The 21,369-nt window shown below is 66.9% G+C and carries 15 protein-coding genes, 2 tRNA genes and 1 rRNA gene; 7 read left to right on the forward strand and 11 right to left on the reverse strand.

Annotated features, from left to right (window positions below):
- Window positions 1-310: 310 nt before the first annotated feature.
- The 7 genes from ACQP0P_RS35320 to ACQP0P_RS35350 form a co-directional block, all read right to left on the reverse strand.
- Window positions 311-1,835 (reverse strand): 16S ribosomal RNA (locus ACQP0P_RS35320).
- A gap of 652 nt (window positions 1,836-2,487) precedes the next feature.
- Window positions 2,488-5,124, reverse strand: a complete 2,637-nt coding sequence (locus tag ACQP0P_RS35325; RefSeq protein WP_433363551.1) for a valine--tRNA ligase — start codon at window positions 5,122-5,124, stop codon at window positions 2,488-2,490.
- A gap of 173 nt (window positions 5,125-5,297) precedes the next feature.
- On the reverse strand, window positions 5,298-6,578 hold the full coding sequence (gene clpX, locus ACQP0P_RS35330; RefSeq protein WP_030917736.1) for an ATP-dependent Clp protease ATP-binding subunit ClpX: 1,281 nt from the start codon (window positions 6,576-6,578) through the stop codon (window positions 5,298-5,300).
- 192 nt (window positions 6,579-6,770) lie between these two features.
- Complete coding sequence (locus ACQP0P_RS35335) at window positions 6,771-7,337, reverse strand: ATP-dependent Clp protease proteolytic subunit (RefSeq protein WP_433382278.1); 567 nt, start codon at window positions 7,335-7,337, stop codon at window positions 6,771-6,773.
- A gap of 89 nt (window positions 7,338-7,426) precedes the next feature.
- Complete coding sequence (locus ACQP0P_RS35340; protein WP_030917742.1) at window positions 7,427-8,071, reverse strand: ClpP family protease; 645 nt, start codon at window positions 8,069-8,071, stop codon at window positions 7,427-7,429.
- 516 nt (window positions 8,072-8,587) lie between these two features.
- The gene (gene tig / locus ACQP0P_RS35345) at window positions 8,588-9,973 is read right to left on the reverse strand and encodes a trigger factor (protein ID WP_433363555.1); all 1,386 of its coding nucleotides are present in this window, start codon (window positions 9,971-9,973) and stop codon (window positions 8,588-8,590) included.
- A gap of 209 nt (window positions 9,974-10,182) precedes the next feature.
- Window positions 10,183-11,049 carry a helix-turn-helix domain-containing protein gene (locus ACQP0P_RS35350; protein ID WP_433363558.1) on the reverse strand — a complete coding sequence of 289 codons (867 nt, stop codon included), beginning with the start codon at window positions 11,047-11,049 and terminating at the stop codon, window positions 10,183-10,185.
- A gap of 243 nt (window positions 11,050-11,292) precedes the next feature.
- Between ACQP0P_RS35350 and ACQP0P_RS35355 the strand changes: the two genes are divergently transcribed.
- On the forward strand, window positions 11,293-11,802 hold the full coding sequence (locus ACQP0P_RS35355) for an ATP-binding protein (RefSeq protein ID WP_433363561.1): 510 nt from the start codon (window positions 11,293-11,295) through the stop codon (window positions 11,800-11,802).
- 142 nt (window positions 11,803-11,944) lie between these two features.
- Here ACQP0P_RS35355 and ACQP0P_RS35360 read toward each other — a convergent pair.
- Window positions 11,945-12,018, reverse strand: a tRNA-Pro gene (locus ACQP0P_RS35360).
- Window positions 12,019-12,107: 89 nt separating this feature from the next.
- Between ACQP0P_RS35360 and ACQP0P_RS35365 the strand changes: the two genes are divergently transcribed.
- Window positions 12,108-12,181 (forward strand) — tRNA-Gly (locus ACQP0P_RS35365).
- 16 nt (window positions 12,182-12,197) lie between these two features.
- Here ACQP0P_RS35365 and ACQP0P_RS35370 read toward each other — a convergent pair.
- Window positions 12,198-12,545, reverse strand: a complete 348-nt coding sequence (locus tag ACQP0P_RS35370; protein WP_433363564.1) for a tyrosine-type recombinase/integrase — start codon at window positions 12,543-12,545, stop codon at window positions 12,198-12,200.
- A 429-nt stretch (window positions 12,546-12,974) separates the two neighbouring features.
- Here ACQP0P_RS35370 and ACQP0P_RS35375 point away from each other — a divergent pair, with 429 nt between their 5' ends.
- From ACQP0P_RS35375 to ACQP0P_RS35385, 3 genes are all read left to right on the forward strand, one after another.
- Window positions 12,975-14,333 carry a TrpB-like pyridoxal phosphate-dependent enzyme gene (locus ACQP0P_RS35375; protein ID WP_433363567.1) on the forward strand — a complete coding sequence of 453 codons (1,359 nt, stop codon included), beginning with the start codon at window positions 12,975-12,977 and terminating at the stop codon, window positions 14,331-14,333.
- A gap of 184 nt (window positions 14,334-14,517) precedes the next feature.
- Window positions 14,518-16,104: a phytoene desaturase family protein gene (locus tag ACQP0P_RS35380; protein ID WP_433363570.1), complete on the forward strand. Its 1,587-nt coding sequence runs from the start codon at window positions 14,518-14,520 to the stop codon at window positions 16,102-16,104.
- Window positions 16,105-16,148: 44 nt separating this feature from the next.
- Entirely contained in the window at window positions 16,149-17,822 is a 1,674-nt protein-coding gene (locus ACQP0P_RS35385) for an ATP-binding SpoIIE family protein phosphatase (protein ID WP_433363573.1), read from the forward strand.
- Between the two features lie 174 nt (window positions 17,823-17,996).
- On the opposite strand, the gene ACQP0P_RS35390 is transcribed toward ACQP0P_RS35385, so the two are convergent.
- The gene (locus tag ACQP0P_RS35390; RefSeq protein ID WP_433363576.1) at window positions 17,997-19,541 is read right to left on the reverse strand and encodes a choice-of-anchor I family protein; all 1,545 of its coding nucleotides are present in this window, start codon (window positions 19,539-19,541) and stop codon (window positions 17,997-17,999) included.
- Between the two features lie 185 nt (window positions 19,542-19,726).
- On the opposite strand from ACQP0P_RS35390, the gene ACQP0P_RS35395 reads away from it, so the two are divergent.
- Complete coding sequence (locus ACQP0P_RS35395) at window positions 19,727-20,314, forward strand: TIGR03086 family metal-binding protein (protein WP_433363579.1); 588 nt, start codon at window positions 19,727-19,729, stop codon at window positions 20,312-20,314.
- A gap of 40 nt (window positions 20,315-20,354) precedes the next feature.
- Here ACQP0P_RS35395 and ACQP0P_RS35400 read toward each other — a convergent pair whose 3' ends face one another.
- Window positions 20,355-20,489 carry a 50S ribosomal protein bL37 gene (locus tag ACQP0P_RS35400; RefSeq protein WP_433363582.1) on the reverse strand — a complete coding sequence of 45 codons (135 nt, stop codon included), beginning with the start codon at window positions 20,487-20,489 and terminating at the stop codon, window positions 20,355-20,357.
- Between the two features lie 211 nt (window positions 20,490-20,700).
- Between ACQP0P_RS35400 and ACQP0P_RS35405 the strand changes: the two genes are divergently transcribed.
- Window positions 20,701-21,297 carry an HD domain-containing protein gene (locus tag ACQP0P_RS35405; protein ID WP_433363585.1) on the forward strand — a complete coding sequence of 199 codons (597 nt, stop codon included), beginning with the start codon at window positions 20,701-20,703 and terminating at the stop codon, window positions 21,295-21,297.
- The last annotated feature ends 72 nt before the right edge of the window (window positions 21,298-21,369 follow it).

Consider the following 21,369-nt stretch of genomic DNA (forward strand, 5'->3'; position numbering starts at 1 on the left):
GGTCGAGCTGGTATGACAGGAGGCCGGTCCCGCATGAGGCTCCAACAGACAGCAAGCCCGCCACAGGCGGGCCCGCCATGATGTCCGTTTCCTCAGGACCCAACAGTGTGTCCAGACCCATCCGCGTCTCCCAGCCGACGTTCCCACTCCCCGGCTCCGAAGAACCAAGGCGGTACCAGCCGACCCGGGCAGACCCGAATCATCCGATTAGCCAGTGCTCCACTAATGAGCGCGCCGAGCGTGGAACGTTCGCCCACGAACACGGCATGGACCCTCGCGGCCATAGCCACTCAGGTTCGATGCTCCTTAGAAAGGAGGTGATCCAGCCGCACCTTCCGGTACGGCTACCTTGTTACGACTTCGTCCCAATCGCCAGCCCCACCTTCGACCGCTCCCCCCAGACAAGCTGGTTGGGCCACGGGCTTCGGGTGTTGCCGACTTTCGTGACGTGACGGGCGGTGTGTACAAGGCCCGGGAACGTATTCACCGCAGCGTTGCTGATCTGCGATTACTAGCGACTCCGACTTCATGGGGTCGAGTTGCAGACCCCAATCCGAACTGAGACCGGCTTTTAGGGATTCGCTCCACCTCACGGTATCGCAACCCTCTGTACCGGCCATTGTAGCATGTTTGCAGCCCAAGACATAAGGGGCATGATGACTTGACGTCATCCCCACCTTCCTCCGAGTTGACCCCGGCAGTCTCCAATGAGTCCCCACCACCCCCGAAGGAGCGTGCTGGCAACATTGAACAAGGGTTGCGCTCGTTGCGGGACTTAACCCAACATCTCACGACACGAGCTGACGACAGCCATGCACCACCTGTCACCCAGTCCGAAGAGGCACCCATCTCTGAGTGTTTCCGGGCGATGTCAAGCCTTGGTAAGGTTCTTCGCGTTGCGTCGAATTAAGCAACATGCTCCGCCGCTTGTGCGGGCCCCCGTCAATTCCTTTGAGTTTTAGCCTTGCGGCCGTACTCCCCAGGCGGGGCGCTTAATGCGTTAGCTACGGCGCGGAAACCGTGGAAGGTCCCCACACCTAGCGCCCAACGTTTACAGCGTGGACTACCAGGGTATCTAATCCTGTTCGCTCCCCACGCTTTCGCTCCTCAGCGTCAGGTAAGGCCCAGAGAACCGCCTTCGCCACCGGTGTTCCTCCTGATATCTGCGCATTTCACCGCTACACCAGGAATTCCGTTCTCCCCTACCTACCTCTAGCCAGCCCGTATCGAATGCAGACCTGGAGTTAAGCCCCAAGCTTTCACACCCGACGTGACAAGCCACCTACGAGCTCTTTACGCCCAATAATTCCGGACAACGCTTGCGCCCTACGTATTACCGCGGCTGCTGGCACGTAGTTAGCCGGCGCTTCTTCTGCAGGTACACGTCAACTTCGTCCCTGCTGAAAGAGGTTTACAACCCGAAGGCCGTCATCCCCCACGCGGCGTCGCTGCGTCAGGCTTTCGCCCATTGCGCAATATTCCCCACTGCTGCCTCCCGTAGGAGTCTGGGCCGTGTCTCAGTCCCAGTGTGGCCGGTCGCCCTCTCAGGCCGGCTACCCGTCGTCGCCTTGGTAGGCCGTTACCCCACCAACAAGCTGATAGGCCGCGAGTCCATCCCCAACCGAAAAGACTTTCCACACCCACCCGATGCCGGGAGGTGTCGTATCCGGTATTAGACCCAGTTTCCCGGGCTTATCCCAGAGTCAGGGGCAGGTTACTCACGTGTTACTCACCCGTTCGCCGCTCGAGTACCCCGAAGGGCCTTTCCGCTCGACTTGCATGTGTTAAGCACGCCGCCAGCGTTCGTCCTGAGCCAGGATCAAACTCTCCAAACAATGTCTGAACAGTTGCTCCCGGCTGAAAGCACCCATCTCACATGATGGATGTTCAACCAAAGGAATCCGTCCCCCACCCCGATGAAAGGGCAGGTTGGACAGGGTTGTGCTTCATGCACTGGCTTTTAACACACTGTTGAGTTCTCAAGAAACGGACGCGTACACCGTTGTCCGAAGGCCCGCGTTCGCGGTGTCCCGGACTTCGGGGCGTTCCATTCCGTGTCACCATCTTATCGGATCTGCCGGACTTGTGTCAACTTGTCGGCTTTCCGACCATCGACCCAGACCCGCCGAACCCGCTAGGATTGCGACCACCCTGTCTCCAGGGCAACCCCTCTAACTTACTCCAACATCCGGCCGATGTCCAACTTGTGCAGACACGCCCGATTTTCCAGATTTTCAGAGGGGATCGCAGGACTCTGCCCTGCTTGAAGAACTCTAGCAGCCTCCTAGGGCCACCATGACCAACTTCCTGGTAACGACTAGGTCTTCCCTGAGACTCAAGCTCTCAAACACGAGAACCCGGAGTCAAAAGACTCCGGGTTCTCGGCTCGCCCCAACTTCCTGACCTGGGCCGTTCTCCTCCCAGCCACCGGCTGGAACTCTCAGATCAGGACTCTCGCACTGCTCTCGAACTCAGGCCATCGGCCAGTCAGTTCGCCGGCAACGCCGCCAGCTGAGCGAGCAACCGCGCGATGTCCTGGTCGGCCTGTGCGGCACGGGACCGCACCTTGGTCACCACATCGTCCGGCGCCTTGGCCATGAACTGCTCATTGCCGAGCTTGGCCGCGACCTGGGCCGCCTCCTTACGCGCCACCGCGAGATCCTTCTCCAGGCGCTTACGCTCGGCGGCCACATCGATCGTCCCCGCCGTGTCGATCTCCACGACAACCCCGCTCACATCGAGACGGGCGGTCGCGGCGAACGAATCGGACGGCTGGTCGAGCCGGAGCAACGACCGGATCGCCCCTTCGTGAGAGGCCAAGGCCGTACCGGCGAGCGAGAGCCGCGCGGCGACCCGCTGCCCTGGCTTGAGGCCCTGATCGGAACGGAACCTGCGCACCTCGGTAATCAGCCCCTGCACCGCGATGATCTCTTCCTCCGCCGAGGGATCACGCAATGACTCCTGGACCGTCGGCCACGGCGCGACCGCGATCGACTTGTTCCCGGTGACCGCTCGCCACAGTTCCTCGGTGACGAACGGAACCAGCGGGTGAAGCAGACGGAGCAACGAGTCGAAGACATGGCCCAGCACGAGCCGGGTGTGCTCCTGCCCGGAGGCGATCTGGATCTTGGCAAGTTCCACGTACCAGTCGCAGACCTCGTCCCACGCGAAGTGGTAGAGCAGGTCGGAGATCTTGGCGAACTCGAAGTCCTCGAACGCGGCGTCCACCGACGCGACGATCTCCTGGAGTCTGGACAGGATCCACCTGTCGGCGGCGGTCAGTTCCTCAACCGGAAGCTCACCCGTCACGGCGCCGTTCATCAGCGCGAAGCGAGTGGCGTTCCAGATCTTGTTGCAGAAGTTGCGCGACCCTCCTGCCCATTCCTCGCTGATCGCCACGTCGGAGCCGGGGTTGGCTCCGCGTAGCAGCGTGAAACGGGTGGCGTCGGCGCCGAAGCGCTCGATCCAGTCGAGCGGGTCGACGACGTTGCCGAACGACTTCGACATCTTCTTGCCGTACTGGTCCCGGACCATGCCGTGCAGAGCCACGGTCCGGAACGGCGGCTCGCCGTCCATCGCGTAGATGCCGAACATCATCATCCGGGCGACCCAGAAGAACAGGATGTCGTAACCGGTCACCAGGACCGAGGTCGGGTAGAACTTCGCCAGTTCAGGTGTCCTGTCCGGCCAGCCGAGAGTGGAGAACGGCCACAGTCCGGAAGAGAACCAGGTGTCGAGGACATCGGGGTCCTGGACGTAGCCATCGGGTGCCTGCTCGTCGGGGCCGACGCAGACGACCTCACCGTCGGGGCCGTACCAGACCGGGATGCGGTGCCCCCACCACAGCTGCCGGGAGATGCACCAGTCGTGCATGTCGTCGACCCAGTCGAAGTAGCGCTTGGCCAGCTCCGGCGGGTGGATCTTCGTCCGGCCGTCACGGACCGCGTCGCCCGCCGCCTTCGCCAGGGGCGAGACGTTGACGAACCACTGGAGTGAGAGCCGCGGCTCGACCACGGTCTTGCAGCGCGAGCAGTGCCCGACGGAGTGCAGGTAGGGGCGCTTCTCCGCCACGATCCGGCCCTCGGCGCGTAGTGCGGCAACCACTGCGGGCCTGGCCTCGAAGCGGTCGAGCCCCTGGAACGGGCCGTGGGCCGTGACCACACCGCGCTCGTCCATGATCGTCAGGGACGGCAGCGAGTGGCGACGTCCGATCTCGAAGTCGTTCGGGTCGTGCGCCGGGGTGACCTTGACCGCTCCGGTGCCGAAGGCCGGATCGACGTGCTCATCGGCGACGATCGGGATGAGGCGCCCGGTGAGCGGTAGCTCCACTTCCCTTCCGATCAGGTGCGCGTAGCGCTCGTCGGAGGGGTGCACGGCCACGGCGGTGTCACCGAGCATCGTCTCGGCCCGGGTCGTGGCGACCACGATGGAGTCGTCGCCGTCGCCGTAGCGGATCGAGACGAGCTCGCCCTCGTCCTCGCTGTGCTCGACCTCGATGTCCGAGAGCGCGGTCAGGCAGCGCGGGCACCAGTTGATGATGCGCTCGGCGCGGTAGATGAGCCCGTCGTCGAAGAGCCTCTTGAAGATCGTCTGAACGGCGCGGGAGAGTCCGGGGTCCATCGTGAAGCGCTCGCGTGACCAGTCGACGCCATCGCCGAGCTTCTTCATCTGGCCGAGGATCCGGCCACCGGACTCCTCCTTCCACTGCCAGACCCGCTCGACGAACGCCTCTCGGCCGAGGTCGTGCCGGGACAGGCCCTCCTTGGCCAGCTCGCGTTCGACGACGTTCTGGGTGGCGATGCCGGCGTGGTCCATGCCTGGCAGCCAGAGCGTCTCCTGGCCGCGCATGCGAGCGCGCCTGGTCAGCGCATCCTGGATCGAGTGGTCGAGTGCGTGGCCGATGTGCAGGACACCGGTCACGTTCGGCGGAGGCAGGACGATGCTGTAAGGCTCGCGCTCGCCGCTCGGATCAGCGGTGAAGTATCCCTCCGATACCCAGCGCTCGTAGCTCCGGGTCTCCACGTCGGCAGGTGTGTACTGGGTGGGCAGCTCTGGCGTCGTCACGATGCCCAAGTCTAGGGATGTCCGCGCACTCGATGTTCCCCAGCCGAAGAGTTGCGGCATCTTCCCCCATCTCGCGAGCCCCGCCATGCCATCGGCCCCGCGGACCGGCTGCTGAAATCATCCGGCGAATGCACCACCGGCCGGCCCGGCGGAAACCGCCGGAAACGGCTGACGCCCCCGCAGGGAGATCCTGCGGGGGCGTCAGCCGTGAAAACCGGTTTGTTCAGGCTGGATCACGCGGACTTCTCGCGCGGCGGCCGCTGCTGCTTGTTGAGCTGGTCACGCGGCACGAGCGTGGGGTTGACGTGTTCGAGAACCGACTCGCGGGTGATGACGACGCGCGCCACATCCTGCCGCGACGGCACCTCGTACATCACCGAGAGGAGAACCTCCTCCAGGATCGCTCGCAGGCCACGGGCACCGGTGCCGCGCAGGATCGCTTGGTCCGCGATCGCCTCAAGTGCGTCGTCTGTGAACTCGAGTTCGACATTGTCCAGCTCGAACAGGCGTCGGTACTGCTTGACCAGGGCGTTGCGCGGCTCGGTGAGGATCTGGATGAGCGCCTCACGGTCAAGGTTGTGAACGCTCGTGATGACCGGAAGCCGGCCGACGAACTCGGGGATCATGCCGAACTTCAGCAGGTCCTCGGGCATAACGTCCCCGAAGATGTCGGAGCTGTCGATGTCTTCCTTGGAACGGATGATGGCGTTGAAACCGATGCCCTTGCGGCCGATCCGGGACTCGATGATCTTTTCGAGACCGGCGAAGGCCCCACCGCAGATGAACAGCACGTTGGTGGTGTCGATCTGGATGAACTCCTGGTGCGGGTGCTTACGGCCGCCCTGCGGCGGCACACTCGCGGTCGTGCCCTCCAGGATCTTCAGCAGGGCCTGCTGCACGCCCTCACCGGAGACGTCCCTGGTGATCGACGGGTTCTCGCTCTTACGAGCGATCTTGTCGACCTCGTCGATGTAGATGATGCCGGTCTCGGCCTTCTTGACGTCGTAGTCGGCGGCCTGGATCAGCTTGAGCAGTATGTTCTCGACGTCCTCGCCCACGTAGCCCGCCTCTGTCAGGGCTGTGGCGTCGGCGATGGCGAACGGAACGTTCAGCATCTTCGCCAACGTCTGGGCGAGCAGCGTCTTACCGGAACCGGTCGGGCCCAGGAGCAGGATGTTGGACTTGGCCAGTTCGATGCCGTCGTCACGCCCGCGCTCGCCGGACTGCACCCGCTTGTAGTGGTTGTAGACCGCTACGGAGAGAGCCTTCTTCGCCTGGTCCTGACCGATGACGTAGGCGTCGAGGAATTCGTAGATCTCCCTCGGCTTGGGAAGGCTGTCCCACTTGAGCTCAGAGGACTCGCTGAGCTCCTCCTCGATGATCTCGTTGCAGAGATCAATGCACTCATCGCAGATGTATACGCCGGGTCCGGCGATGAGCTTTTTGACTTGCTTCTGGCTCTTTCCACAGAAAGAGCACTTCAGCAGGTCTCCCCCGTCGCCGATGCGTGCCACCCCAGATACTCCTTTGCGTGGGACCGCCCTGGCTGCCGCGGTCCGTTTCTTCCGACCGGCCCGATACCCGATCGAAAAGTCATCCCGCTTAGGTTTCGACGTTACCGTCTTCTGAGCCCTCAGTGAGCCCCCTAGCGGCGAGTCGCACCGGAACGTGCCCGATTCGGCACGGTTCCGGTGCGATATGCCTCGTTAGGAGGCTACGGCCTTCGCGAGCTTCTTGCGGGACGGGATGATGTCGTCGATCAGCCCATACTCCTTGGCCTCCACGGCGTCAAGGATCTTGTCCCGCTCGATGTCCTTGCGGACCGCCTCCGGCGCCCTGCCCGAGTGCTGAGCGATGATGCTCTCCATCTGCGCGCGCATCCTGAGGATCTCACGCGCCTGGATCTCGATGTCGCTCCCCTGGCCACCCCCCTCGGTGGAGGGCTGGTGGATCAGCATGCGGGCGTTCGGCAGGGCGAAGCGCTTGCCGGGCGTACCGCCGGCCAGCAGGACCGCCGCCGCCGAGGCCGCCTGGCCCAGACAGACCGTCTGGATCTCCGGCCGGACGAACTGCATCGTGTCGTAGATCGCCGTCATGGCGGTGAAAGAACCGCCCGGCGAGTTGATGTAGATGCTGATGTCACGGTCGGGGTCGAGCGACTCCAGGGTCAGCAGCTGTGCCATGACGTCGTTGGCCGACGCGTCGTCCACCTGCACGCCGAGGAAGATGATGCGGTCCTCGAAGAGCTTGGCGTACGGGTTCATCTCCCGCATGCCGTAGGACGTGCGCTCGGTGAAGGACGGAAGAACGTAGCGGCCGTTGATGTCTCCCGGCCGGATCAACTCACTCACCTTGTGCCCCTTCAGGAGACGGCGCCCGTGGAGGGCACCTGTCGAGCGCTGCGCACGACCTGGTCGATGAAGCCGTAGTCCTTGGCCTCCTCGGCCGTGAACCAGCGGTCACGGTCGGAGTCGGCCTCGATCTGCTCCAGGTTCTGACCGGTGTGGAACGCGATGCGCTCAGCGAGGGTCTTCTTGACGTAGAGCATCTGCTCCGCCTGGATGGCGATGTCGGCGGCGGTGCCGCCGATGCCGCCGGACGGCTGGTGCATCATGATGCGGGCGTGCGGCAGGGCGTAGCGCTTGCCCCGCTCGCCGGCGCAGAGCAGGAACTGGCCCATGGAAGCGGCCAGACCCATCGCGACCGTGCACACATTGTTAGGCACGTATTCCATCATGTCGTAAATCGCCATACCAGCGGTCACGGAACCGCCTGGCGAGTTGATGTAGAGCCAGATGTCGCGCTCCGAGTCGTCCGCGGCGAGCAGCAGCAGCTCGGCGCAGATTCGGTTGGCGATCTCGTCGTTGACCTGGGTGCCCAGCACGATGATGCGCTCACGCAGCAGCCGCTGGTAGAGCTGGTCTTCGAGCCTGAACGAGCCGTTCGGCTGGCTCATCGACTCGGGCCCGGAGCCGGTCGGCTGGTAGAAGGTCGGCGGGCTGGTCACAGCGTCACCTTCCGATGCGTCGTAATCGATTGGCTTTGCTTGTGACCTTAACGCGCGCGGCCTACCGGACATGCCCCCTCAACGCACTGTTCGCTGACGGCGCATGCTGCCCGCCGCCTCCGCACCGCGCCTGGAACCTCCCGCCGCGCGCCTCGGTAAAGGCTCGGAAACCGGAGCCCGCACGGCGTGTCGGAGCCCGCGGACACGGGGGCGGACGCCGGAAGCGGATCGTGGAGGACCGCTGAGTGGACTTCCGGGGCGAAAGACAGGGAAATCGCGGCGCTCAGAGGGCCCAGGAGCCCGCGAACCCCTTGGAAGCAGGGGAGGAGCCGGAGGAATCCAGGAGAGCGCCAGGGCGGCGCTCTGCGGCGCGCTCACCCCACATCGCCCTCGGCTCGGCCTGGAGGAGCGGCCGAAGGCCCTGGCCGGGACCGGGAGAGCGCGGACGCCCCCGTCACGCTGGGCGCGGCGGGGGCGTCCGGGGCACTCGACGGCACCCTTCGCTTCGGCCTGGGGCTACTTCGCGGCGTCAGCCTCGGGAGCCTCGGCGGCCTCCTCGGTCTCGGCGGACTCCTCACCGTTGATCTCGGTGTAGATGGCCTTGAGGTCGACCTCGTTGCCCGCCTCGTCGGTCACCTTCGCGGCATCGCCGATGACACTCTTGGCCTTGTCACGGACGATCTCGACCATGGCCAGCGTGAGCTGGTCGTTGTCGGCCAGGTGTTGGGCCAGCGTGTTGGGCGCGACGTTCATCTGCATGGCGCGGCGCACCACGAAGTTGGTCAGCTCCTGCTCGCTGACGCCGAGCTCCTCGCTCTTGACGATCTTGTCGAGGACGAAGCCCGTCTTGAGCGCCTTCGCGGCGCTCTCGTCGAACTCGGCGAGGCGCTCCTCCTCGGTGGTCTGGTAGAGGCGGAAGAACGCCTCCTTACTCAGGCCACTGTCGGCGATCTGGTGCTCGAGGTTGTGCTTGCGGTTGTCGACCTCGGCCTTGAGCGCGCTCTCCGGCAGCGGAATGTCGATCTTGCCGAGCAGGGCGTCGAGCGCGTTCTCACGGGCCTGGACGACCTGGTCGATCAGCTTGTTGCGGCGGGCCTGCTCGCTGATGCTCGCCTTGAGCTCGTCAAGGGTGTCGAACTCGCTGGCGAGCTGGGCGAACTCGTCGTCGAGCTCGGGGAGGACCTTCTCCTTGACGCTCTTGACGGTGATGGTGACCACGGCCTCCTCGCCGGCGTTCTCGCCGCCGACCAGGTTGGTGGTGAACTCCTTGGTCTCACCGGCGGACAGGCCGACCAGGGCGTCGTCCAGGCCCTGCAGCACCGAGCCGGCGCCGACCTCGTAGGAGACGTCGTTGGCCTGCTGCTCCTCGATGTTGACACCGTCGATCGAGGCGGCCAGGTCCATGACGACGAAGTCGCCTGCGGCGGCGGCGCGCTCGACGCCGGTCAGCGTGGCGAAACGCTGGCGCAGGCCGTCCAGCTGGGTGTCGATGTCGGAGTCGGAGACCTCGGAGACCGGGACGGTCACCTCGATGCCCTGGTAGTCGGGGACGTCGAACTCGGGACGGATGTCCACCTCGGCGGTGAACTCGACCTGCTGACCGTCCTCGATCTTGGTGACCTCGATCTCCGGCTGGCTGACCGGGAAGATCTCGCTCTCGTCGACGGCCTGGCCGTACAGCTTGGGCACCGCGTCATTGAGGGTCTCCTCCAGCACCACCGCGCGGCCGAACCGCTGCTCGATGATGCGGGCCGGAACCTTGCCGGGGCGGAACCCGGGGACGCGCACCTGCTGCGCGACCTTCTTGTACGCCGCCTGCAGGCTCTCACCGAGCTCCTCGAACGGCACCTCGACGGTAAGCCTTACCCGGGTCGGGCTGAGCTCCTCCACAGCGGTCTTCACGGGGTCGTCTCCTTGATCAAACTTCGAGTGATCGCGGGCGCGCCAAGTCGTAGCGGCTATCGCGGCAAGCTCTCGCGCCGCGCCCACATGAGTGGCACCTGGCACAGCCATCGAGACGCGCGAGATTAGGGCACGCTCCACTGCGGCGGGTGTTCAGCGCCGCAGGCCAGTCTAGGGCAGAGCGGCACCTTGGAGCGACCAATGGCCGCTCAGTCCTCCTTGATGATCCGCCTCAGGATGTCGTTCGTCTCACCGGGGGTGGTGCTGACCGCGCACAGCCGTTCCATGACCTCGCTGTAGCGGTCGACGTCCTCGCGCTTGTCCAGGTAGAGGGCGCTGGCCAACTGCTCGACGTAGACCACGTCCGGGAGCTCGCTGTCGTTGAAGCGGAGCACGCTGAAGGCACCGCCCTCCGCGCTGTGGCCGCCGAAGCTGAAGGGCATCACCTGGATTGTGATGTTCGGCTGCCGCATGAGGTCGAGCAGATGCTCCAGCTGTGCCCGCATGACGTCCGCGCCACCGATGGGACGTCGCAGCGCGGCCTCGTCGATGACGGCCCAGAAGAACGGGCCGTCGGGCCGCCCGAGCACCTGCTGGCGCTCCATCCGCAGGTCGACCCGGCGGGTGATCTCGTCGGGCGCTATGCCGGCGCTCCCCGCGGTGATGACCGCCCTGGCGTACTCCTTCGTCTGCAGCAGGCCCGGCACGAACTGCACCTCGTAGGTACGGATCCGGGAGGCTGCCTCCTCCAGGCCGACGTACGTCTGAAACCACGAGGGCAGCAGATCGTTGAACCGGTGCCACCAGCCGGGTTCGTTGGCTCTGAGCAGCAGATCCATGATCGCCGACCGGGCGCGGTCGTCCTCCACCCCGTAGAAGGTGAGCAGATCCGCCACGTCGCGCTCTCTCAGGCCAACCCGGCCGAGCTCCATCCTACTGATCTTGGATTCGGATCCGCGGATCAGATGGCCTGCCTCCTCTCGCGAGAGCCCCTTGGCCTCGCGTAGACGACGCAGTTGGGAGCCTAAGAGGATACGCAGAGCTGTGGGACCTGATCCCGGTTGAACCTGCGCCACTTCGCCTCCCTCTCTACTTGGGCCAGCGCACACAGTGTCACTACTTCCGGCCGCTATGACAAGGTCTCAAGTCACTGCCCAATTCGCCAAGTCGCCGACCTAACCAGCCACGCCGCTGCACATTGCAACTGCACGTGCATTTGGGTCTTGCAGCAGACGTTCCAGTGACCCATGATGGCTTAGTGCATATTGGGCTTATGGTGCACAAGCTCTGAAAACTCTCACGTGGTACGGAGACTCACGATGACAGCGGGAGGTACCGGCAGGATGGTGGAGGAGCCAAAATCGGCTGCCGACTACCTGCAGGCGACCCGCGAGGTGAGCTTTGACGAGCTGCTCGAGGCCAACCAGTCCGACGCCACCGCGTGCCCTCTGCCCAGCCAGGCCGACTCGGTGAAGACCGCCCGGGACGTGACCCGCTCGACGCTCCGCGACTGGGGACTGGCAGAGCTCAGCGATGACGCAGCGCTAGTGGTTTCGGAACTCGTCACCAACGCGGTCCGTTACGCACTGTGTCCGCCCGGCCAGCCGGAAATCACCCCGATCACGCTCGTCCTGCTGCGTCTCTCGCCCCATGTGCTCCTGGCCGTGATGGACCCCAGCAACGAGGTTCCGACCCCCAAGGAGCCGGACTTCGTCTCGGAGAACGGCCGGGGCCTCTACATCGTGGAGACCTACAGTCAGGGCTGGGGCTGGGATTACCTCAACTGCGGCGGCAAGGCCGTCTGGGCCCTTTTCAGCGCCCACCGCTGACGTTCCGCACCGCGCTCCCGCGCCGCGAGGCGATCTTCCGGACGTGCATCATCCAGGTGCCCTGCCTGTCTCGCCTGGCCGAGAAATCGCATCCCGCACGACGAGAAACCGGGCACCGGTCGGAACCGATGCCCGGCATACGTCGGGGTGACAGGATTTGAACCTGCGGCCCCCTGCTCCCAAAGCAGGTGCGCTACCAAACTGCGCCACACCCCGGTAGGTCGAGTGCGCGCACGCTCCGGAACTCCGGTACGCTTACGCCCTGACGAACGGATGAAGTCTAGACCAGACTGAAGCCGCTTCGCGCGGACGTAGCTCAATGGTAGAGCCCCAGTCTTCCAAACTGGCTACGCGGGTTCGATTCCCGTCGTCCGCTCCAACAGCAAAAGGCCAGGTCAGCCCATACACGGCGACCTGGCCTTTTCGCTTTTCCAAAACTTCAGGATCTTTCGTGCCCGTGGCGTGCCCGACGCTTTTTTGTGCCCGACATCCCGAGCTTTCTTGAAAGCCTGGCCGAGGGCACGCGCGATGGCCTGGCCACGATCCTTGCTCGCGTGCCGGTAGATCAGCGCCGCCCTGGTGGAGGAGTGTCCCATCCTGGTCATCAGCTCCTTGAGGCCTGCTCCGCTGTCCGATGCCAAGGTGTTACCGACGTGCCGGAGATCATGGAAGCGGAACCCCGGTAAGCCCACGTCGGCCTGTACCTTCCTGCAGATCCGGCGGAAGCCGGAGCGCCGCGGCATCGCCCCCCTGCTCCGCGAACTCGTCGAGGTGCGCCCGCAGATCGGGAATGATCTCCGGAGGGATGGAGACCGGCCCGCGCTCCAGTTCCCAGTTGCAATCCAGCACCGTCCGGCCCTGTTCCAGCTGGACCGCCGAACTCTGTCGGTTCAGCTGGGACTGATCGGGACGGGCCGGCTCAGACCCCTTGTGGGCGAGCCGGCCCTACGGCTTTCCCGGGGCTCTTCCCGCTTTCAGGGGCGTTGTATGAGTGATGGTTTCTCCGCGTGGCGGGCGTGTTCAGGGGCGCGGACTCTCTCGCCGGGAACCGATCGGGCCGTCGCGGCCTCGGTGACGGCGGGTGTCGCGAGGAGCCGGGACGTCGCGCGCGAGCTGAACTACGGTGGGTGACGAGAAGGGCACTGAGTGGATCCGACATGTGGAGGCACCCGATGACCGAAGCCACCCGAATCCTGCTCGACGAGTCCCGTATCCCCTATAACTGGTACAACATCGTGGCCGACCTCCCGGTCCCGCCACCACCGATCCTGCATCCGGCCACCTCGCGGCCCATCGAGCCGGACGATCTCATGCCGCTGTTCCCAGTGGAGCTGATCGACCAGGAGGCGAGCGCCGAACGGTTCGTCCCGATCCCGGCGAGCGTCCGCGACGTCTACCGGCTCTGGCGGCCCACCCCGCTGATCCGGGCCCGCAGGCTCGAACGTGCCCTCGGCACCCCCGCGAGGATCTACTACAAGTACGAGGGCGGCTCACCCGCCGGCTCGCACAAGCCGAACACCGCCGTCCCGCAGGCCTACTACAACGCGCGCCAGGGGGTCGGGAAGCTGGTCACGGAGACCGGGGCGGGCCAGTGGGGCTCGGCACTGGCGTTCGCCTGCGCGCAGTACGGCCTGGAGTGCGAGGTGTGGATGGTCCGCGTCTCGTACGACGGGAAACCCGGCCGCAGGAGCCTGATGCGGGCCTACGGCGCGACCGTGCACCCGAGCCCGTCCCCGCTGACGGCGTACGGCGCCGAGGCGCTGGCCCACGACCCCGACTCGCCGGGCAGCCTCGGCATCGCGATCAGCGAGGCCGTCGAGGCCGCGGGGGCCGAACCGGGCACCCGGTACGCGCTGGGCAGCCTGCTGAACCATGTGCTGCTGCACCAGACGGTGATCGGCGAGGAGGCGATCGAGCAGATGGCCGCGTTCGGCGAGGCACCGGACATGGTCGTGGGGTGCACCGGAGGCGGTTCCAACTTCTCCGGGCTGGCCTTTCCGTTCCTGCGGGAGAAGCTGGCCGGGCGGATGGCCCCGGTGATCCGGGCGGTCGAGCCGGCGGCCTGCCCGTCCCTCACCAGGGGCGTCTACGCCTACGACTTCGGCGACGCCGCGGGGCTGACCCCGCTGCTGAAGATGCACACCCTGGGCCACGGCTTCGTCCCCGATCCCATCCACGCGGGCGGGCTGCGCTACCACGGCATGTCCCCGCTGCTGTCACACCTGTACGAGCTGGGGATGTTCGAGGCGGTGGCCATGGGCCAGAACGACTGCTTCGAGGCGGGGCTGCGCTTCGCCAGGTCCGAGGGGGTCGTCCCCGCACCCGAGGCGGCCCACGCGCTGGCCGAGGTCGTCGCCGAGGCACTGCGGTGCAGGGAGACGGGTGAGGAGAAGGTCCTGCTGACCGCGGTGTGCGGGCACGGGCACTTCGACCTGGACGGCTACGACCGCTACCTGTCGGGGCGGCTTGAGGATCTCTCGCCGCCGCAGGACCGGATCGACACGGCCCTGGCCGGGCTGCCCTCCCTGTGACCCGGCGCGCACCGGGAACTCAGGGAGTTCCCGGTGCGGCCTGGCGTGGCCACTTCGTCGGCTAAGCGCCACTAAGTCCTAGTCCATGTGGAAATATCTACGAATCTCTGTTAAACACAGGGTTCGCATATAGATCATTCTTTACAATCCTCCATACCAGCAGTCAGAGTGCCCTGGAGGGAACGTGTCGGAGTTCGACGGCGTCATCGTGGGCGGGGGCCACAACGGCCTCACGTGTGCCGCCTACCTCGCGAAGGCGGGGTTGTCGGTCGCGGTCGTCGAGCGCAACGACGTCGCCGGCGGTGGTTGCAGCACCCAGGAGCTCACCCTCCCGGGGTTTCGGCACAACACCCACAGCAGCTACCACTTCCTGGAGGAGGGACCGGTCCCCGCCGACCTGGAACTCCAGCGGTACGGCCTGAGCTACGTCTATCCCGAGACCCAGCACGCCACGATCTTCCGGGACGGCCGGGCGATCACCGTCTACACCGACCCCAAACGCACCGCCGACTCCTTCGCCCGGTTCTCCAAGGCCGACGCCGGGCGCTGGCTGGAGCTGTACGAGCGCTATGCCGAGGCGGCCAGGGACCTGATGAACGGGTTCCTGTACTCCAGCCCGTTACCACCCCCGGTGCTCGCCGAGCGGCTCAAGGGCGACCTGGGCCGCGACCTGATGAGCTACATGCCGCTCTCGCTGTACGAGGCCGTCGACAGGAACTTCGAGAGCGACCAGGTCAGGGTCCTGTTCAAGTCCTTCCTGCACGCCATCTCCATCGAGGACGTGCCGGGCACCGGCGGATTCTTCCCCCGGCTGCTGTCGCGCATCGCCCGGCTCGGCGTGCCCGTGGGCGGTGCGGGGAACGTCGCGAGCGCGCTGCGCGCCGTCGTCGAGGAGCACGGCGGCACCGTGGTGACCGGTGCCCACGTCGAGCGGATCCTCGTCGGTGACGGGCGGGCCACCGGGGTGGAGCTGGCGGGCGGCGACGTGCTCACCGCCCGCCGGTTCGTGGCCAGCGCGGTGGACGCCCCGCAGACCGTTCGGCTGGCGGGCCCGGAGAACTTCGGCCCGGAGATCGCGGCCAAGGTCGAGGACTACAAGTGGGCCGGGCACAGCCTCGTCACCCTCCACCTGGCGCTCGACGAGGCGCCGCGCTATCGGGCCGCCGAGTTCGAGCCCGACGTGGACCGGGCCTTCCTCGTCGTGCTCGGCGCCGACGACAGCGAGCAGCTCGGCCGCACCTTCGACCAGATCCATCAGGGACAGTTGCCCGACCGGCTGGCCGGCAACGGCGCATGCCCCTCGCTGTTCGACCCCTCGTACGCGCCGGACGGTAAACACGTGGCCTTCTGGTGGCCATGGGCCCCGTACGACCTCGACGGCGACCCGGTGAACTGGGACCGTCGGCGCGAGGAGGTCGGTGAGCGGCTGCTCGCCGAGTGGGCCGAGTACGCCCCCAACCTCGCGGGAGGCGCCGTCCTCGGCAGGCGGGTCTTCTCACCGCTCGACATCGAGCGGCACTGCGTCAACATGGTGCGAGGCAGCCACCACGTGGGGGCCTACGAGCCGTCCCAGCTGGGCGGCAACCGGCCGGTCCCCGAGATGGGCCGGTACCGCACCCCTGTCGACGGCCTCTATCTCTGTGGCGCCAGCAGCCACCCCGGTGGCTCGGTCTCCGCGGCCCCCGGATACAACGGCGCCAACGCCATCGCAGAAGATCTCGAACTGGCAACCTGGTGGACGCCGGTTCCCGCACCCCGGTGGAGCGAGTGAAGTCCCGTTTCGTCACCAAAGATCCAGCGACGCCAGGGTTCAGGATGGGCAGTCCCGCATCCATGCACGAGCAGCTGTCCCTGCTCAACGCGGCCAGCAAACGCATCGGCAGCACACTGGACATGTTCGAGACCGGCAGGGAACTCATGGACGTCGCCGTGCCGCGCTTCGCGGACGCGGCCGGCATCCTGGTACAGGACCGGTTGGTGACCGAGGGGGACTTCCCCCAGGAGACCACCGACGGCTCGGCCCTGGTGCGGCGGATCGCGGTCGGCGTGGCCGACAACTCCCCCGACATGTACGCCAGGGCGTTCCCCGTGGACGAGGTGGCCGTCTACGAGTCGTGGACCCCCTATGCCCGGTGCATGGCCACCGGCAACCCGATCCTCTACCCCCGCCTGGGGCGCCGGACCGCCGAGGAGATCGGGCGGTTCTGGAAGCGCGACTCGGTGTCGAAGGTGCTGGAGGACAGCTCGTTCCTGGTGGTACCGCTGAAGGCGCGCGGCCGGGTGCTCGGTTTCGTCATCTTCACCCGCCGTCCCACCAGCCAGCCCTTCGACGAGCAGGACGTCAACCTGGCCGAGGAACTGGCGGCCAGGACCGGGGTGTGCCTCGACAACTCCAGGCTCTACAACCGTGAGCGCCGTACCGCGCTGACTCTGCAGAGCAGCCTGCTGCCCGTCGACCTCTCCCAGCCGCTGGGCCTGACGGTCGCCTCCCGTTACCTGCCCGCCAGCGATCTGGTCGGGGTGGGCGGCGACTGGTACGACGTGATCCCGCTGCCCGGCTGCCGGGTCGCCCTCGTCGTCGGCGACGTGATGGGGCACGGCATCAGGGCCGCCGCCACCATGGGCCAGCTCCGCACGGCCGCCCGCACGCTGGCCAGCCTGGACCTGAGCCCGGCCGACGTGCTGTTCCGGCTCAACCTGATGAGCCAGGACCTGGACGCCAGCCAGATCGCCACGTGTGTGTACGCCACCTACGATCCGGTCACGCGGCGGTGCGCGATAGCCTGCGCGGGTCACGTTCCGCCGATTCTGGTGCGACCGGGCGGCGAGACCGAACTGCTGGAGCTGCCGCCGGGACTGCCCCTGGGCATCGGCAACGAGCCCGCCGTGATGCGGGAGTTCACGCTTCCCGACGGGAGCGTGCTCGCCTTCTACACCGACGGCCTGGTGGAGAGCCGCGACCGGGACATCGAGGAGGGCATCAGCGCGCTGCGCGGCCTGCTCTCCGGCCAGGACCAGGACCTGGAGGAGGTCTGCGACCTCACGATCGGCGCCCAGCGGCCGGGGCACGAGCGCGACGACATCGCCCTGCTGCTGGCCAGGGTGTCCGAGCTGACGGAGAAGGAGTTCGTCGAGACGTCGCTGCCCGCCGACCGCCGCTCCGCCGCACAGGCCCGCCGCTTCGTCCGGGCCACACTCGGAGGCTGGGGACTCGACTCCCTGTGCGACAACACCGAGCTGATGGTCAGCGAGCTGGTCGCCAACGCGGTCGAGCACGGCCAGGGCGAGGTCGAGCTACGCCTGCTGCGTGGGCCCACGCTGGTCTGCGAGGTGTCCGACAGCTCCGCGTCCGAGCCGGTGATGCGGGAGGCGTCCACCACCAGCGACACCGGTCGCGGCCTGCACCTCATCAACTGGCTCGCCCACCGCTGGGGCTCCCGCCTCACCCCGAAGGGAAAGATCGTCTGGATCGAGCAGCGGCTGCGTTGACCCCCTCTCCGCCCTGCCGCGTGCGTGGCTTCGGGTGGGTCGCCGCTTCGCCGCACGGTGCCGGGATCACTCCCGGTCAGACCGGCGACGTCACCGGCCTGTTCCCGTGCCGTTGACGTGCTCGGCGTGGGAACAGGCCGGTTGGTGTGCGGCGTGTCTTCGCGGCCGTGCGGCTCAGCGAACCTCGTAGATCGCGGTGGTACCGCTGACCTCGTTGCCCACCACCAGGAGCGCGTGGCGGGTCGGGCTGTCGGAGGCGGAGATGAACAGCACGCCCTCGGGGCCTACGTCCCCGGCGGTGCCGTCCGCGACCGAGCCGGCGAAGTCGCGGGTGTTGAGGTATCCGGCCAGGCTCGGCGCCCGGGGATCGTCGATGTCGTAGGCGACGATCCCGCCGACCCGCTCCAGCCCGGCGAAGGCGTAGGTGCGGCCGCGCACCTCACCGACCGTGACCCCCTCGGGCTCGGGGCCCTTGTTGTCGCTGCGGCTGTCGAAGGAGTCGTTCGCCTCGTTGTCGGCGTTGAACGCCTCGGGCAGCTCCTTGGCGACGAGCCGCTCCAGCTCGTCGCCGGAGTCCCAGACGAGCTCTCCGGAGGCGGACCTGATCGAGATCGAACGGGCGCCGAACGCGTGCAGCTCGGTGTAGGCGCCGCTCGCGTCCCTGGGCGAGTCGACGGCCACGTTCAGCCGGCCGAGCTCGCCGTCCTTCTTGAGGTTCTCCGCGTCGGGCATCGCGAGGTTCAGCGACTTCACCCTGACCTCGTCGGCGTGGCAGCCCCAGTCACGCCCGTCGCCCTCGTTCGCGGTGACCAGGTAGGTGCGCCCACGGTCGCGGAAGTGCGCGATCCCGTCGGGCTGGTAGAGGCCCTTCACCGGCCTGGGCCTGATGTCGATCCTCCCGTCCCTGTCCGAGGCGTCGAAACCGCTCTTCGACCAGTCCTTCAGGCCCAGTGGGACGACGTCGCGGACCTCCACCCGCTTCAGGTCGACGATCGCGAGCGCGTTGTTCTCCTGGAGGGTGACGTAGGCGGTGTCGCCGTCGACCGTGACGTACTCGGGTTCCAGGTCCTGGGCGGCGGTGGCCCCGGGACCGGTGATCCGCACCCCCCTGCCCCGCAGCCGCTCGGCGTCGAACTTCTGGAACCCCGCGGTCCGCACCGTCCAGCGCTTCAGATCGACGACGCTCACCGAGCCCTCGGGGTCGGCCTTCTCCCCCTCGCAGTAGGAGGACGGCTCGCCCTCGTTGGCCACGACCACCCGGTGCCCGTCGGGGGTGAAGGTCACCATGTCGGGCAGCGCGCCGACGGTCACCTGCCTGAGCTTCTTCCCGCTCCGGGCGTCGAAGAAGGCGACGGTGCCCGGGTCGGTCTTGACCGCGGCCTGCTGGGCGACGGCGACCAGACCGTCGCGTACCGCGACGCTGTTGGCCCCGGGGGTGGCCAGGGTGGCGACCTTGCGAGGCTTGCGCGGGTCGCGGATGTCGAGCACGTCAACGGTACCGGCCTGCGCGTTCACGACGAACACCCGACGGGTCTTGGCGTCGTACGCGGTGATCTCCGAGGCACCGGCGGCGACGGTGCCGGTGGTGTAGCGGCCGAGGAAGGTCAGTTCGATGCCTCGGGGGCCGGATCCGGCGGCGGCCGGGGCCACGGCCGCGGGCAGCAGGATCAGGCCGGTGGCCGCGGCGACGGCCGCTCGGGTGAAGGTCGTGGTGCGCATAGGAGAAATCCTCACGCCATACCGTGACTCTTCCCCGACGCCGAGATGACCGGGAGATGAAGCCGTCCGGTCGGATGCGCTCCCGGACGTACCGGTCATGTCCATTGACGCGATGACTACTGGCGGGCCAGGGGTTACGGTCAAGATGAGGGCCGGGAGAGAACCCGGGAGGGCATCGGGAGGACATGATGACCATCGACGTACCCGAGGCTTACCGTCGCGCGCTGGACGACTTCGGCGCTCTCGTCCACCGGATCGGCCCCGACCAGTGGGAGAATCCGACACCGTGCGTCGACTGGGACGTGCGCTCCCTCGTCAACCACGTGGTCGGCGAGAACCTGTGGGCTCCCGAGTTGCTGGCCGGGCGGACCCACGCGGAGATCGGCGACGCCTTCGAGGGCGACCTGCTCGGCGACGACCCCATCAAGGCGTTCGACACCTCGGCCGTGCCCGCCGTCCAGGCGGCGGTCGATCACCGGGTCCTCGACCGCGTCGTCCACCTGCCCTTCGGCGACGTGCCCGGCCGGGAGTACATCACCGAACTGTTCGCCGACGCTCTCATCCACACCTGGGACCTGGCTCGCGCCATCGGCGCCGACGAGCGGCTCGACCCGGAGTTGGTCGCGGCCTGCGCCACCTGGTTCGCCGACGCGGAACCCGGCTACCGGCAGACCGCGGCCGTCGGGGAGCACCAGGCCGGAGAGCAGCGGAAGGTGCCCTCCGACACCGACGCGCAGACCCGGCTGCTGGCCTCCTGGGGCCGCCCCGCGTGACCGCCCGTCCCCGTGGAGTCGGCCTCTGTGATCAGTGCGGCTAGCGAGCGGTCGGCCGCTTGCCGTGGTTGGCCTTGTGCTTCTTGCGGGCCTTGCCCTTACGCGATCTTCTGGCCATGCCGACCACCCCTTCCCTGAGGTCCTTCCAGGTCCCGCGAGTGCCGGCCTCCGTCATTCCGGACCCGTCATTCCGGACCCGTCATTCCGGACCCGTACGGGACTCGATGTCACCGGTTCAGACCTTCACGTTCCTCCTGCGACGCCCGGCGCACAAGGCCCGAACCGCGATCCGCCCCGCTCCGGTGAGTGCGTTGCCCCAACCTTGACGATCAGTGCCTCCCGCACCGGAGGACCCTCCCCTCCGGCCAGGTTCTAGGCTCGCCCTCATGCGCGAGAAGCTGATGGCCCGCTGGCGGTCCCTGGCCAGCCTCGAGGCCGAACCCCTCGGCCGTGAACTGATCACCCGGTACGACGAGCCGCACCGCAGGTATCACACCGTCACCCACCTGGAGGCCGTGCTCGCCCACATCGACACCCTGGCCTCTCATGCCGAGCACCCGGACCTGGTACGGCTGGCGGCCTGGTTCCACGACGCCGTCTACGACCCGCGGCGCGGCGACAACGAGGAGCGGAGCGCCATCCTGGCCGAGCGCGCGCTGCCGGAGATGGGGCTCTCCCCCGAGGCGGTGGCCACGGTCGCCCGGCTGGTCAGGCTGACCGTCACACACGCCCCCGCACCGGGCGACGCGGACGGGGCCGTGCTGTCCGACGCGGACCTGGCGATCCTGGGCGCGTCGCCGGAGGTCTATGCCGGCTACACGACCGCCGTGCGCGAGGAGTACGCCTTCGTGCCCGACGACGCTTTCAGGTCCGGCAGGGCCGCGGTGCTGCGCTCGCTGCTCGATCTTCCGGCGATCTTCCACATCGCCGATCTGGAGGAGGCGGCGCGGGCGAACATCATGGCGGAGCTTGAGCGGCTGTGAGCAGGTGACCACCATAATTCACCATTATTTCCCGATACTCGCTGTGGTATTTTGGTGGAATCTGGTGGATTA

Source organism: Streptosporangium sp. CA-115845, assembly GCF_050943795.1.
Lineage (GTDB): Bacteria > Actinomycetota > Actinomycetes > Streptosporangiales > Streptosporangiaceae > Streptosporangium.

What these genes read in the sequence shown, in the direction of transcription:
- ACQP0P_RS35325 (WP_433363551.1), bottom strand. Translation starts at nt 5,124, where the DNA reads ATGCCGCAACTCTTCGGCTGGGGAACATCGAGTGCGCGGACATCCCTA.
- ACQP0P_RS35335 (WP_433382278.1), bottom strand. Translation starts at nt 7,337, where the DNA reads ATGCGGGAGATGAACCCGTACGCCAAGCTCTTCGAGGACCGCATCATC.
- ACQP0P_RS35355 (WP_433363561.1), top strand. Translation starts at nt 11,293, where the DNA reads ATGACAGCGGGAGGTACCGGCAGGATGGTGGAGGAGCCAAAATCGGCT.
- ACQP0P_RS35370 (WP_433363564.1), bottom strand. Translation starts at nt 12,545, where the DNA reads ATGCCGCGGCGCTCCGGCTTCCGCCGGATCTGCAGGAAGGTACAGGCC.
- ACQP0P_RS35375 (WP_433363567.1), top strand. Translation starts at nt 12,975, where the DNA reads ATGACCGAAGCCACCCGAATCCTGCTCGACGAGTCCCGTATCCCCTAT.
- ACQP0P_RS35385 (WP_433363573.1), top strand. Translation starts at nt 16,149, where the DNA reads ATGGGCAGTCCCGCATCCATGCACGAGCAGCTGTCCCTGCTCAACGCG.
- ACQP0P_RS35390 (WP_433363576.1), bottom strand. Translation starts at nt 19,541, where the DNA reads ATGCGCACCACGACCTTCACCCGAGCGGCCGTCGCCGCGGCCACCGGC.
- ACQP0P_RS35395 (WP_433363579.1), top strand. Translation starts at nt 19,727, where the DNA reads ATGATGACCATCGACGTACCCGAGGCTTACCGTCGCGCGCTGGACGAC.
- ACQP0P_RS35400 (WP_433363582.1), bottom strand. Translation starts at nt 20,489, where the DNA reads ATGACGGAGGCCGGCACTCGCGGGACCTGGAAGGACCTCAGGGAAGGG.
- ACQP0P_RS35405 (WP_433363585.1), top strand. Translation starts at nt 20,701, where the DNA reads ATGCGCGAGAAGCTGATGGCCCGCTGGCGGTCCCTGGCCAGCCTCGAG.